The sequence below is a fragment of the Streptomyces sp. NPDC037203 genome, from assembly GCF_055605065.1.
Genome location: NZ_JBVJUC010000001.1, coordinates 205,855 through 219,228, shown reverse-complemented (window position 1 = coordinate 219,228; position 13,374 = coordinate 205,855). Strand labels below are relative to the sequence as shown.

9 protein-coding genes and 3 pseudogenes are annotated in these 13,374 nt (G+C 71.6%); 6 read left to right on the top strand and 6 right to left on the bottom strand.

Features of this window, described 5'->3' with window-relative positions:
* Positions 1-127 precede the first annotated feature (127 nt).
* Positions 128-925: a hypothetical protein gene (locus tag ACZ7EC_RS01020; RefSeq protein WP_471055933.1), complete on the top strand. Its 798-nt coding sequence runs from the start codon at positions 128-130 to the stop codon at positions 923-925.
* Here the strand turns inward: ACZ7EC_RS01020 and ACZ7EC_RS01015 are convergent.
* Positions 823-1,278 (bottom strand): annotated as a pseudogene (locus ACZ7EC_RS01015) (FAD-linked oxidase C-terminal domain-containing protein); the annotation flags it as partial. The gene ACZ7EC_RS01020 and the pseudogene ACZ7EC_RS01015 overlap by 103 nt on opposite strands.
* Here ACZ7EC_RS01015 and ACZ7EC_RS01010 point away from each other — a divergent pair.
* A complete protein-coding gene (locus ACZ7EC_RS01010) occupies positions 1,265-1,909 on the top strand; it encodes a TetR/AcrR family transcriptional regulator (RefSeq protein WP_471055931.1) in 645 nt (214 codons plus the stop codon). The pseudogene ACZ7EC_RS01015 and the gene ACZ7EC_RS01010 sit on opposite strands and share 14 nt — an antisense overlap.
* A 53-nt stretch (positions 1,910-1,962) precedes the next feature.
* Here the strand turns inward: ACZ7EC_RS01010 and ACZ7EC_RS01005 are convergent, their stop codons facing one another.
* Both ACZ7EC_RS01005 and ACZ7EC_RS01000 read right to left on the bottom strand, forming a co-directional pair.
* Complete coding sequence (locus ACZ7EC_RS01005) at positions 1,963-2,631, bottom strand: AAA family ATPase (protein ID WP_471055928.1); 669 nt, start codon at positions 2,629-2,631, stop codon at positions 1,963-1,965.
* Positions 2,632-2,709: 78 nt separating this feature from the next.
* Positions 2,710-2,850 carry a hypothetical protein gene (locus tag ACZ7EC_RS01000; protein ID WP_471055925.1) on the bottom strand — a complete coding sequence of 47 codons (141 nt, stop codon included), beginning with the start codon at positions 2,848-2,850 and terminating at the stop codon, positions 2,710-2,712.
* Positions 2,851-3,169: 319 nt separating this feature from the next.
* On the opposite strand from ACZ7EC_RS01000, the gene ACZ7EC_RS00995 reads away from it, so the two are divergent.
* On the top strand, positions 3,170-5,365 hold the full coding sequence (locus ACZ7EC_RS00995; RefSeq protein ID WP_471055922.1) for a HelD family protein: 2,196 nt from the start codon (positions 3,170-3,172) through the stop codon (positions 5,363-5,365).
* An 80-nt stretch (positions 5,366-5,445) separates the two neighbouring features.
* Here the strand turns inward: ACZ7EC_RS00995 and ACZ7EC_RS00990 are convergent, their stop codons facing one another.
* Entirely contained in the window at positions 5,446-6,246 is an 801-nt protein-coding gene (locus ACZ7EC_RS00990) for a hypothetical protein (RefSeq protein ID WP_471055920.1), read from the bottom strand.
* A 209-nt stretch (positions 6,247-6,455) separates the two neighbouring features.
* Here ACZ7EC_RS00990 and ACZ7EC_RS00985 point away from each other — a divergent pair.
* Together ACZ7EC_RS00985 and ACZ7EC_RS00980 are read left to right on the top strand one after the other, a co-directional pair.
* Positions 6,456-6,659: pseudogene (locus tag ACZ7EC_RS00985) on the top strand (alpha/beta fold hydrolase); the annotation flags it as partial.
* Positions 6,660-6,676: 17 nt separating this feature from the next.
* Positions 6,677-6,826, top strand: a complete 150-nt coding sequence (locus ACZ7EC_RS00980; protein WP_471055917.1) for a hypothetical protein — start codon at positions 6,677-6,679, stop codon at positions 6,824-6,826.
* A 136-nt stretch (positions 6,827-6,962) separates the two neighbouring features.
* Here ACZ7EC_RS00980 and ACZ7EC_RS00975 read toward each other — a convergent pair whose 3' ends face one another.
* The gene (locus tag ACZ7EC_RS00975; protein ID WP_471055914.1) at positions 6,963-8,381 is read right to left on the bottom strand and encodes a M1 family metallopeptidase; all 1,419 of its coding nucleotides are present in this window, start codon (positions 8,379-8,381) and stop codon (positions 6,963-6,965) included.
* Complete coding sequence (locus ACZ7EC_RS00970) at positions 8,378-12,337, bottom strand: Pls/PosA family non-ribosomal peptide synthetase (protein WP_471055911.1); 3,960 nt, start codon at positions 12,335-12,337, stop codon at positions 8,378-8,380. Before ACZ7EC_RS00970 ends, ACZ7EC_RS00975 begins: the two co-directional genes overlap by 4 nt.
* A gap of 446 nt (positions 12,338-12,783) precedes the next feature.
* On the opposite strand from ACZ7EC_RS00970, the pseudogene ACZ7EC_RS00965 reads away from it, so the two are divergent.
* Positions 12,784-12,915: pseudogene (locus ACZ7EC_RS00965) on the top strand (transposase); the annotation flags it as partial.
* Positions 12,916-13,374: the final 459 nt, after the last annotated feature.

The window sequence follows — 13,374 nt, the reverse complement described above, 5'->3', positions numbered from 1 at the left end:
GAACCGAGGTCCGCACACGGCCGGTTCGTCACCGGAGCCCTCGCGGCACGGAGGCCGAAGCCGAGGCCGCGACCGGCGCAGCGCTCCGGCTCTTGCGGCGGGCACAGCCGTCGGTCACGCTGGCGCGATGAGGGGCACCTTTCCGCGCAAGGCGGCACGGGCGCTGTCGTGGGCGGCGCGGTGCGTGCTGGCGGCAGCCGTCCCGGCGGGGATCTCGCTGCTGTTGCTGTGGCTCCTGCTGGACCTCTGGCGCAGTGGACACCCCGCTCGGACGATGGCCCTGCTGACGGTGGCGGGTATGCCGGTCTACTGCGGCGCGGCCGTGCTGACCTTCCGGTACGCCAGGCGGCGATGGGCTGAGCGGACCGGCCGGTGGAGAGCCGTGCTCTGCTGTGCCGGGGTCACCGTGGTCCTCGGCGCCTGGTTCGCGGCGGGCATCATCGGCGGCACGGACACCGAGCAGCAGGCCTTGCACGACCGCGGAGTGTCCGCCACGGGCGTGGTCACCAGGACCTGGTACGTGCAGGGCGACAGCGGCTCCAGGAACTACCAGTCCGGCGTGCGCCTGGGCGACGGGACGGCACTCGTCCTCGACGGCAGAGTGCTGGTCGGCAGTACCGTGCAGATCACCTACGATCCCCGTGGAAAGGCTGCGCCGCAGCTCGGCCCGCGACCGTCCGCACCCGGCACTCTGGGCCTGAGGCTGTCCCGCGGGCTGCTGATCACCGGCTTCGTGATGACAGCGGTCGGTGTCATCGGGCCGCGCGAAGACAGACCAGCCGGCAAAACGCCGTCCCCCGCGTGCCTGATTGCCCCGTCTTGTCAGTCGAGCAGGACGCCGGGGTTGAGGATGCGGTGGGGGTCCAGGGCGTCCTTGGCGGCGCGCAGCGCCAGCGCGAAGGGCTCCGGGTTCTGGAGGTCGTAGCCGCAGCGGTGGTCGCGGCCCACGGCGTGATGATGGGTGATGATGGCGCGGTGGCGGTGCAGGACATCGGTCGCGGCGGCTTTGATCTCGTCCCAGACCTCCACCTCGTCGCCGGGGCGGCCGGCGACGGCCACGGTGAAGTAGGGGGCTGCGCCGTCGGGATAGACTTGGGTGAGGCGGCAGTTGACGGTTGCCGGATGGCCGCTGGCCCGCGCGGCGGCGGCGCCGACCTCGCTGCGGACGGCATCGATCAGGGCGGGAATCGTGTCCCAGGTGGCGGCCGTCTCGAAGGTCTCCACGACGGCCCCCATGCGGGCCAGTCCATCGCGCAGGTAGGGCATGCGCAGGAATGACAACGCTCTCGTCGGTACCAAGGGCGTGCCGAGGGCCGCGCGCGAACGGCAGGTGCTCGCCGCGGCCACGGAGGAGTTCGGCCGGCACGGCTACGAGGCCACGACCGTGGCCGCCATCGCCGCCCGCGTCGGTGTCACCAAACCTCTCCTGCACCAGTACTTCGGCAGCAAGCAGGACCTCTACCTCGCCTGCCTCACCCCGGTCGGCGACCGACTCCTGGCCGGCATCCGCGCCGCGATGGCCGAACCCGGCACCGGCGCGCGGCCCACGCTCCTGCGGGTGCTGAGCGCGCTGTTCAGCGCACTCGACGGACAGCGCGAGGCATGGTTCGTCCTGTACGACCCCTCGCTGCCGCCCGACAGCGAAGCCGCCCACCGTGCGGCCCACTACCGCGACGCCATCGACGCCCTCGCCGCGATCGGCACCGCGGACCTGCTGCACGCCGCCGGAACCAGCGACCCGCTCGACGCCGACGCCCTCACGTACGCATGGCGGGGCCTGTGCACCGCCCTGGTCCGCTGGTGGATCAACCACCCCGAGCAGTCGCCCGACGCCATGACCCGGCGCTGCGCCCGGCTCTTGAGGGCGTCCGCCCACACCGTCCTGGCCGTCGGCGACGACAACGGGTAAGCCGGACCGACACCTTCGCTACCGAAGTCCGCGCCCGGCCGGGACGGCCGGCATCAGATGCCGAACGCGGTGGTGACCTGCTCGGCGAGGTCGTCTTCCGTCATCGTGGTATCGACGCGGATGGTGCGCAGGTTCAGACGCCCGGCTTCCTCCTCCAGGCGTTCCGTGAACATGCGGTCTCGTTCGGCGAGGTTGCGGCAGGCTCTTGCGGGATCGCTGGTCTGCCCTGTGAACCCCTGCCCCGGCGCCGACCGGCTCTGGACGGCGGCCTGGCGGAAATCGGGTGTGGGCAGCAACCAGACGGCGTGGTGGGGAGCAGCGAGCAGGGGTTTCACGAGGTGCGGCAGCAGCCGGAAACCCTCGACGATGACGCATGGCTCCTGCGGCAGGCGCAGGAGGTCGTCGACGATCAGGCCGAAACCCTCGCCCCGGAACCAGTGGAACGTCTCCAGCATGGCCTCCGGCGTCCGGCTCACCCATCGCTCATCCATGTCCATGCCGATGAACTCGTGCAGATACGGCGCCTCTTCGGGGGTGGTCCGCCCCGCGTGCTCACGCATCACGTCGTCGGTCGCGTAGAGACGCCAACCGTAGCGATCGGCGAGTCGGCGGGCGATCGTGGACTTGCCCGCGCCGCTCCCGCCACCCATCCAGAAGACGTTCCGTAGCCGTGCCGGAACCTCCCCGGCGCCGGCCATCTCTTCATACTGTCCGGGCTGCATCACTTTCTCCGATCCAGTGGGAACCAGGAGAGCCTGGGTGGCGCGGGCTCAGTTGCGGCCCGTGGGCGGAGGTGTCCGTCAGGGCTTCGGGATGAAGGCGGGGTCGATGCCCAACGCGGCAGTGCCTTCGCGCACGGAACGGTCGAACCGCCCGATCACCGCCACGAGATCGTCCCAGGCGACGGGCGAGGTCCAGAAATCCGGCGTGAAGACCGGCACGCCAGCTCGGGCAATCCTACCAACATTCGAGCCACTCCACCGGCATTCGAGTAACAGGACACGTCTGGGTGCCCACTGGCGCCAGGGCCGCTCCAACACGCAATTACTCGATATTCAGAACTGCGGAATTCGGCACGCGAAATACGGCCCGCCGGGCATGGATTCAGCCCTGAGGGCATGGCTTCATCAACCAAGTCAAGACTTATCTTCAGGGGGCCGCGGCCGTATGGTGTGGCTCGAATCGGAGGAGCCCCCTTTGTCGAAAATGAATGACCCCGCCGCGCGTGCAGTTGACATGGAGCAGCATTATGTGTCCGCCATGTACGAGTTGCTTACCGAGCGGATTTCCGAGGCGCGAGCAGACCGAGCGAACGTGCTGAAGGCCCCGGCGGACAGCGCCGGTGAGGCATACGAGAGAGAACTCGCCGCCGAGCGTCTGGCCGCGGAAATCGGCCGGCTGGAGGGCGCCGAGAAGGGGCTGGTCTTCGGGCGTATCGACTGGACGGACGGCACCGCGCTGCGCATCGGGCGGATCGGCCTGCACCGGCAGGAGGACGACCTGCCCCTGCTCGTGGACTGGCGCGCGAACGCGGCGCGGCCCTTCTACGAGGCGACACCGGTCCACCCGATGGACCTGCGGCGGCGCCGGCACCTGCGCCTCGAGGAACGCACGGTCGTCTCGGTGAGTGACGAACTCCTGGACGGCACCGCCCCGACCGGCGAGGACGTCGTGGGGGACGGCCCGTTGACGGAGGCCCTGTCGGCACGTCGTACGGGCAGGATGCACGCGGCCGTCGCGACACTGCAGGCCGAGCAGGACGAGATCGTCCGCTCGGCCCACCGCGGAGTGACCGTGGTGCAGGGCGGGCCCGGCACCGGCAAGACGGTGGTCGCCCTGCACCGGGCGGCCTACGTCCTGTACGCGTTCCCGCGCGCCGCGCAGGAGGGCGTCCTGGTGGTGGGCCCGAACGCCCGGTTCCTCGACTACATCTCCCGAGTCCTCCCCTCGCTCGGCGAGAACGACGTCGTCCTCTCGACCTGCCGGGAACTGGCCGGAGTGTCCACCGACGCGGCCGGCCCGCTCGACGCGGCGCGCCTCAAGGGCGGCTCCGACCTCGCGGACGCCTTGGCCGGCCTGCTGCGCGCCCACCAGGCCCCCGCCGGTGACTTCACCGTGCGCGTCGGACAGGAACGGGTTCACCTGTCCGACGAGGAAGTCGCCACCGCACGCGACGCCGCCGTGGCAGCCGTGCCGGGGCACAACCCCGCGCGCCAGGTGTTCAAAGAGCTCCTGGTCGACGCCGTCACCGACGCGATGCGACGAGACATGGGGGACCTCCTGGAGCAGATCGACGCCGATGCCGAAAGGATGACGGGCATCGACCTCGACCGGTTCACGGGAGCCGCTCAGCGCCGTGCCGAAGGTGCGGCCGAGTCGGGTCCGGTCCACGAGCTGGACCTCGACGCCATCCGCGCCGATCTCCTCCAGGACGCCGGCGTCGACCAGGCGGTCGGGGCCTTGTGGCCGCGGCTGGCACCCGGCGACCTCGTGAAGGCGCTCCTGACGAACGCCGGCGCTCTCGCCGAGCACCTGCCCCGCCTGACCGCGCGGGATCGGTCCCTTCTGCTGCGCGGTCCGGACGACCCGTGGACCGATGCCGACGCGCCGTTGCTGGACGAGGCGGCGAGCCTGGTCGACGGCCCCCCGGAGCGGACGTACGGGCACGTCGTCGTCGACGAGGCGCAGGAACTGACCGCCATGCAGTGGCGGATGGTCGTCCGCCGCTGCCCGGCACGGGCGATGACGCTGGTGGGCGACTTCGCCCAGGCGGGCCCGGTCGCGGGAGCACGCGACTGGAAGGAAGCACTGACCCCGCACATCGGGCCCCGGTTCAAACTGCACAGCCTGACCGTCAGTTACCGCACCACGCAGCAGATCCTGGAGAGCGTCCGGGACCTGCTCGCGCGGATCGCTCCGGACCAGAAGCCGACGCGGTCGCTGCGCAGCGGTGAGAGCCCCCGCACCGTGACCACACCCCCAAAGGAGTTGGTCACCGCCGTCGCTGAGGAACTCCGCGCCCAGCGCACCGCCCATCCGGATGAGCTGCTGGCAGTGATCTGTGCGAACACCAGGGTGAGTGAGCTGACTCTCCGGGGCATCGCTCGCCACGCACGCGTCGTACCGGCGTCCGAAGCACGCGGCCTGGAATTCGACGCGGTCGTCGTCCTGAACCCCGAGGAAATCGCCTCGGCCCGCCCCGGCGGGGAGAGGGACTTGTACGTGGCCCTGACCCGCGCCACCAAACGCCTCTGCACCATCACGGTCCAGCCCGGCTGCCGTACACCCTCTCGTGTTCCGTATTGGCCCGAACAGGTGGTGGAATCCATTCAGCAGGACACCGGAAGAAAGGACGGACGGCGAACTGCTCCGGGGTTTCCGCCCATGGCTCGCGGAGAAGCTCGGGCACGGCACGAACCTCCACTGAACGAGTACTTCGCCGACGACGCCGCCTGAGCAAGGCGCCGTTACGTCGCCACTCCCGGTCCGGCCCGCCACCAACCCGGTGGCGTGCCGGACCGGGGTGCGTGCCGGGATCAGCTGTTGTTCAAGCGTTCCGCCAGGTAGGGGCCGCACGCGGACGACTGGATGCCACTCGCGGAGACCCAGTATCCGGGCGGGGTGGGGGAGTCTGCGCAGGCGATGATGCCGTTGTAGGCCACGTTCAGCCGGCCGCCCAGGTACTGGCCGCAGCTGCTGATCTGGAAGTTCGCGGTGATCACGTAGTTGGCCGGGATCGGCGAGTTGCCGCAGAACGTCATGCCGTCGGAGGCGGTGTTGAGCCGGGCGCCGAGGTAGATGCCGCAGGCTGCGTTCTGGTAACTGGAGGTGATCACGTAGTTGGCCGGGATGGGCGAATTGCCGCAGACGGCGATGCCGTTGCTCGCGACGTTGACCGTCTCGCCGTACCACTGCGAGCAGGTGCTGTCGGGTCCCTCACTGGTGATCACGTAGCCGTTCGGCAGTGATCCATTGGAGTTCCCGCAGATCCGCATGCCGTTGGTGACCGTGTTGATCCGGCCGGTCTGGTACTGGCTGCAGTTGTTGGTGCTGTAGATCGAGGTGACCGCGTAGCCGGTCGGGACCGGGCCGTTCAGGCAGACGGCGAGTCCGTTGGACGGGGGCTGGATGGTCTCGGTCAGGTAGCCGCCGGTACAACTCCCGGTGAGCGACTCCGAGGTGATCACGTAGCCCGGCGGCACCGAGACGTTGCCGCATATGGTGGCGGCCTGGGCGGTACCGGAGAAGAAGACGACGCCGCCCGCGACCAGGGTGAGCGCGGATAACAGGCGTACCAGCCACGAGGTGGCCGACGCGAGGGGTCTTGGAGAGGCCATGTGCTTCGCTTCCGATCGGGTGACAAGACGGTCGAGAGACTAGGGGTCGCGTCCGGTGCACGGCCATGGTTGGGCCGCGGAAACAGCTGCCGGGAGCACCTTGCGCCGGGGATGACGTCCGCCACGGTGTCCCGCCCGGCAGCCGACGAAGCGGGCCTTCACCGGGTCGCCCGTACAGGGTGACCAGCAGGAAAAGCGGGTGATGGGTTCTGCTGCATGGTCTGGGCGGCGACATCTCGTTCTGGGAGGCGGAGCGCACGGCGCTGGCGGGCCGCTTCCGGGTGATGTCGATCGACCTGCGCGGCTCCGGCCGGACGCCCGCATCGCCCGACGGCCACACCATCGAAGACCTCGCCGACGACGTCGCCGCCGTCCTCACCGATCAGCGGCTCGATTCCGCACACGTGCTGGGGTTCTCCATGGGCGTCTGGTGGCGCAGGCACGCGCGTTCAGGCACCCGGCCATGCTCCGGCGGCTCGTCCTCGCCTCCACGTTCGCCGTGATGAACCGGCAGTCCCGGATGTTCCTGGACGCGGTGCTGGACGTGTGTCAGGGCGGCGCGACGCCCAAGCCGTCGTGATCGCCGGGGGCGAGGACCGGCTCGCCCCGGTCGGGGACGCCGAGGTCCTCGCCTGAGCGGCCACCCGGCGCCTCCCGTCGCGTCCGCCTCCGCCAGAGCGGCGTGCGGCACGGGGCCTGCGGACGGGTGGCCGCTTTCAGCTCTGGGCGTCTCCCGGCTCCGGCAGGGGCGGTAGGCGGGTGTCGTAGAGCCAGGAGCGCAACAGGGGTTCCACCACGTCCGGCATGGTCCGGTCCGCGTGGGCGACGAAGGCGGCGGTGTCGGCGCTCCGGCCGCGGTGGGCGTGGTGCCAGCCGCGCAGCATCGCGAAGAAGCGGTCGTCGCCCATCGTCAGGCGCAGCGCGTGCAGTGTGCACGCGCCCCGCTCGTACACCTGGTCGTCGAAGATGCGGTCGGGGCCCGGCTCGGCGATCCGCAGGCCCCTGCCCCGCTGTGCGAGGGCGCGCCAGGTCGCGCGGGCGATGGTGTCCGCGGAGTCCTCGCCGAGGAACTCCGACCACAGCCATTCGCCGTAGGTGGCGAAACCCTCGTTGAGCCAGATGTCGCGCCAGTCGCGCAGGCTGACGCTGTTGCCGAACCACTGGTGGACCAGTTCGTGGGCGACCAGCGTCTCCCAGGTGCGCTCCCCGTCGATGTGGTTGCGGCCGAAGACGGACGCCGTCTGGTTCTCCACCGGCTGGTCCAGATCGGCGTCCACGACGACCGCGCCATAGGTTTCGAAGGGATACGGACCGAAGCAGCGGGTGAACGCCTCGAACATGGCAGGCTGCCGGCCGAGGTCGTGCCGGGCCTGCCGGGAGAGACGGCTGGGGTAGGCGTCGCGGCCGGTGATCCGGCGGCCGGTCGAGCTGTCCCGCGCCTCCCAGGTGCCGTGGGTGAAGCGGCCGGTGTACAGCGCGGCGAGATACGGAGCCATGGGGCCGGCATGCTGGTACGTCCAGCACTCGGTGGCCCCCGTGCGACGCCGCTCCACGAGAGTGCCGTTGGCGAGCGCCTGATGGCCGTGCGGCACCGTCACCCGGAAGACGTACTCGGCCTTGTCGTCCGGGCGGTCGTTGCACGGGAACCACGACGGGGCGCCGAGCGGCTGCGCGGCCACCAGCGTCCCGCCGTGCGCGTCGCCGGTGCGGTCCCAGCCGATCTCCCCGAACGGCGTGCGCACCGGGCCGGGGCGCCCGCCGTAGCTGATCTCCATGGTGAACGGCGTGCCCGCCGCCAGCGGGTGCCGCACGGGCAGGACCAGCTTGCCGCGCCGCCGGCCGGGACGGACCGTGGCCCCGTCGACGCGGGCGCCGTGCACGGTCAGCCGTGCCAGGTCCAACTCCACTTGGCGCAGTGGCCGGTTGGCCACCGCTCGGATCCGTGCCGTGCCCCGGAGCACGCCGGCGGCCGGCTCGTACGCCAGGCTCAGGTCGTAGGAGAGGGTGCGGTGGTCGTACGTCCCATGAGCGGGGAAGTAGCGTTCGGCCCGCCTCCGCCCCTGGTCCTCGGTCGTCGCCGTCAGCGGCACCAGGGCCGCCCCGCGGATCACCGCCCGCCGGCTGCACCGGGTCATGCCGCCTCACCTCCGGCCAGCGGTAGGCCAGTACCGGTGCCGGGGACACCGGCGATGGGGTTGCCGGCCCAGCGGGTGCCGTCGGGTACCGTCTCACCGCGCATCACGAGCGAGGCAGCGGCGATGGACGCGCCGGTACCGATGGTGGCGCCGGGCAGGACGATGCTGTGCGGTCCCAGTGAGGCGCCGGCCGCCAGGTGCACGGTGTCCATGCGCATGACCCGGTCGTGGAAGAGATGGGTCTGCAGGACGCACCCGCGATTGACACTGACCCCGTCGTCCAGGCGGATCAGATCGGTCTCCGGCAGCCAGTACGTCTCGCACCACACTCCGCGCCCGATGCGCGCGCCGAGGGTGCGCAGCCACCAGTTCAGTACGGGCGTTCCCAGGTGCGCCCCCATTCCCCACGGCACGGCCAGCACCTCCACGAACGTGTCGAACAGCTCGTTGCGCCACACGAACGGCGACCACAGCGGACGCTCGGCCGGCCGGAAGCGGCCGACCAGGAGCCACTTGGCGCCGGTCGTGATCAGACACGCGACCACGGAGGCGGCCAGCAGCAGGGGCCCGCCCAGGAGCGCCACCAGCGGCAGCCCGCCGATGTCCAGGGCCGCCTGCTCCGTGAGCAGCACACCCTCCGCCAGCAGCGTGCCGAGGATCACCGGCAGCACACGGCACAGCTCCACGGCAGCGCGGGCCGCCACCAGCCGCCGGGGCGGCGCGAACGTCCGTCCAGGATCGGCCGCTTCGGCCACGCGCGGCAACGGCATCGCCGGCCGCCCGATCCACGACATTCCGGGACCGCCCTGCGCCGGGGCGTCGGACAGGACACCCACGAGGCCGTGGTCGGCGACATCGTGGCCGGGGCCGACGATCCCCGAGTTGCCGACGAACGCCCGCGTGCCGATGCGCACGGGCCCCAGCCGCATCCATCCGGCGCGCAGTTCGAACGGTGCGACGAGTGTGTCGTCGGCGAGGAACGCCCCGTCGTCCACCCGCAGCAGGGACGGCAGGGGCAGCACGGTGGAGATCTCGGTGCCGCGGCCGACCCGTGCGCCGAGCAGCCGCAGCCAATGCGGTGTGGCCAGGCTCGCGTACAAGGGGAACAAGCTTCCGCGGGCGCCGTCGAGGACGCGTGTCACCAGCCACACCCGCCATGCCACTCCACCGTCCGCGCGGTGCAGACCGGGCGTGATCGAGCGGTTCAGCAGGCGCACGAGAACCACCGTGACGACCATCCCGCACACCGTGGTCGTCACCGCGAACAGCGGTGCGGCGGCGAGCAGTCGCAGCGCGGCGCCGGACAGCGTCGGGGTGTGGCGGATCAGCAGCCAGGTGCCGAACAGCGCCGGCGCCGCCGCCAGCAGGGACAGCAGCGGCAGTACGGTCAGGGAGAGCCCGTAGGCCAGGTGCCAGCGGCGCCGGCGGTCCTGTGGGGGCGCGGGCCATCCGGCGCCGGCGATGCGTTCGGCGGGCCTGGCCGGCCGGGCCGGGGAGCCGGTCCACACGTGACCGTCCGGGACGCGGGTGGCCAGGCAGCTCCCGGCGGTCAGTTCCGCACCGCGTCCCACGACCGCGTTCGGCAGCAAGGTGCTGCGGTGGCCCACCCGCGCGTGTGCGCCCACGGAGATCCGGCCGATGTGCAGCGTGTCACCGTCGAGCCACCAGCCCGCGATGTCCGCCTCGGGCTCGATGCTGCATCCGTCGCCCAGGTCGGCCAGCCCCGTCACCGGGGGCATGGCATGCAACCGCACGTCCCGCCCGGTCCGGCAGCCCAGGAGCCGGGAGTACCACGCGGCCCACGGGGTGCCCAGCAGGGATGGCACGCCGAACGCCGCCACCGCGCGTTCCGCACTCCACAGCCGCAGGTGCGCCGCTCCGCCGCGCGGATGGGCGCCCGGTGTGACGGAGCCCGCCAGCGCTCGGGCCAGGCCCGCCCCGATCAGGCAGCGCATCGGCGCGCTGAACAGCACGGCCCAGCCCACGAGGACCAGCCACCACGCGGTGTGCGGTGCCCACGTGTGCGGCGCGACCCAGCCGCACACGTCGTCCGCCACCGCGAGGCCGACCAGCGCCCGGAGCCCGGTGAGACCGTATCCGGCCATGGAGACGAAGAACTGCACGACAGCGGTCCGCCGGGGTACCGGCCGGGCGGGCCGTACGGCCTCCGTCGGGCCCGCGAGGGAGTCGAGGTGGTCGGCCATGCGGCGCAGCACCGAGTGCCGGTAGAGGTCCGCGACGGACAGTCCCGGATACTCCCCGCGCAGCATCGACGCCATCCGGGCCGCGGTCAGGCTGGTACCGCCGAGTTCCACGAAGTCGCTGTCCGGGCCGGGCCGCAGACCGAGCAACTGCTCCCACACGTCCGCCAGCCGGGCGGCGGTCCCGCGCAACGGGCGCGCGGTCTCCCCGGTGCCGGCTCCGCCGGCGAGCGGTACCGGCCAGGGCAGGGCCTTCCGGTCGACCTTCCCGGAAGCGCGCGTGGGCAGGTCGGTCACCTCGGCCAGCAGCGGCACCAGCGCGGCGGGCAGCCGCTCGGCCAGCAGCGCCCTGGCCTCGTCGGCCTCGAAGGCGGCCTGACCCTGCCGGGCCTCCGTGCGGACGTAGCCCACCAGCACCTGGGTACCGGCCGGTGTCGTCTGCACCGCCGCGGCCGCTCCGCGCACGGTGGGCAGAGCGAGCAGCGCCGCGTCGATCTCACCGAGTTCGATACGCCGCCCACCGAGCTTGACCTGGTCGTCGACCCGGCCCAGGAACACCAGTCCTTCGGGATCGGCGCGCACCAGATCGCCCGAGCGGTAGGCGCGCGGCGAGCGAAGTGCCGAGCACGGCCGGAAGCGCTCCGCGTCCTTGGCGGGGTCGAGGTAGCGTGCGGTCCCGGCGCCGGCGATGACCAGTTCGCCCTGCTCCCCGTAGGCGACCGGCTCACCGGCCTCGTCGACCACGGCCAGCTCCCAGCCGGGCAGCGGCAGTCCGATCCGGACCGGCCGGCCGGGCTCCAGCCGGGCGGCGCAGGCGACGACGGTGGTCTCGGTGGGCCCGTAGGTGTTCCACATCTCCCGCTCGGGAGCCGCGAACCGGTCGACGAGGCCGGGAGGGCACGCCTCGCCGCCCAGGATGAGAAGCCGTACCCGGCGCAATGCCTCCTCGGGCCACATGGCCAGCAGGGTCGGGACGGTGGACACGACGGTGATGTCACGCTCGTCGAGCCAGCCGCCCAGCTCGTGCCCGGCCCGCACCAGCGAGCGTTCGGCCGGCACCAGGCAGGCGCCCGAGCGCCAGGCCAGCCACATCTCCTCGCAGGAGGCGTCGAAGGCGACGGACAGCCCCGCGAGGACGCGGTCGCCGGGCCCCAGCGGACGGCCGCGCAGGAACAGGTCCGCCTCGGCGTCGACGAAGGCGGCCGCGGAACGATGGGTGACGGCGACGCCCTTGGGCGCGCCGGTCGAACCGGACGTGAAGATGATCCACGCGTCGTCATCCGGTGCGGGTGCCGAGCGCTCCGCCGCGCTCCCCGCCGGCGGCGGCAGCTCCGCGGGCTGCGGGTACGGGCCGAGCACGCGGCACACGCCGGCCTCGCGGAAGACGGTGGCGGCACGCTCCTCGGGGTCGTCGGCGTCGACCGGTACGTAGGCCGCTCCGCAGTGCAGGACCGCGAGGATCGACAGGTACAGCTCCGCGGTACCCGAAGGAACGCGGACGCCCACCCGGTCTCCGGGGCCGATGCCCTGCGCGGAGAGCAGGCGTGCACGGTGTCCGGCCTCGGCGCACAGCTCACGGTAGGTCAGCACCTCGGTGCCCGTGTCGAGGGCCGGTGCGTCGGGGTGTCTGGCGGCGGTGGACTGGAGGACGGCGACGAGGGTGCGGGGCGAGGCGGCTGTTCCGGAGCGGAACAGGGCCGTGCGGCCGACCGGTTCGCGGGAAGGATGAGGCGCATCGAGTGCGGACGAAGACAATGTCGTGCCTCTGGTGTTCGGCCCCGACGGGCGTTGGTTCGTTTGTACAGCCCGTCAGACGCGCTTGTTCCACGCGGCGGTTCGTCAATCCGTCGCAATTTATGCACAACCGTCTCATGGTGCGAAATTGATGAAGTGCAGACCGATCCAGGGGAATTCGAGCGGGTTGGATACGCTTCCTGAAAATCCGGCAAGGAAACGACGTGAGAACGGTTCGACTTCTCTGGCGGAATCAGGCTCCGGCCTTTCGCGTGCAGCGCGGCGCAACGCCCGTGGGCCGACGCCGAGTTCTCGCGCCCGTGCGGTGGCGCCCGCTCCCTCCAGCGGCGTGCGGCTGAGCCACTGTTCCACCCGCCTGGAAACGGACTCGGCTGTCTGGACGGATGCCCCTGGGGGTTGTCCGGCCGATCATGTGACTGTCGCCTGGTCGGATCGTTGGCTTGTGTATGGGGCGGGGTGAACGTGGTGATCTGTCGGACGCGGAGTGGGCACGGCTACAGCCGTTCCTGCCGGTGCGCAACGGTCGGTGCGGGCGGCGGCGTGATCACCGGCAGGTGATCGACGGGATTGTGCACCGGGTGGGCTACATCTACCTCGGCACCGTCACCGGAGCAGCACTCGTCGTCTGGCTCCGCACATGATCGACCTGACAGAACCTAGGAGGTCAGATCAAGGGGCTGCAAGCTGTTCCAGTACAAGTGAAGGACCTCCTGGGGCCCGGCCGACTCGGGCGGCCGGAGCGGCCAGCCCGGCAGTCGGTTCGTTGTGCGACGTGTCCACCAGCGGACAGCGCATACGCTCAGGCCTCCGCCCGCGAGCGCAGCCGCGGCAATGGTGAACGCGCATCGAGCGCCGGCCGCCATGTCGCCCCCCGTATTCGGTCTGTCGGAGTCGTCGGCGTCCGGGTTGCCCGAGGAGCCGGTTCCACACCTCTGGGCCACTCGGACGAGGCCGGTGGGGGGGGGGGGGGGGGGGGGGGGGGGGGGGGGGAGTGGGGGGGGGGGGGGGGGGGGTAGCCGAGAAAATGGGTTGCGACC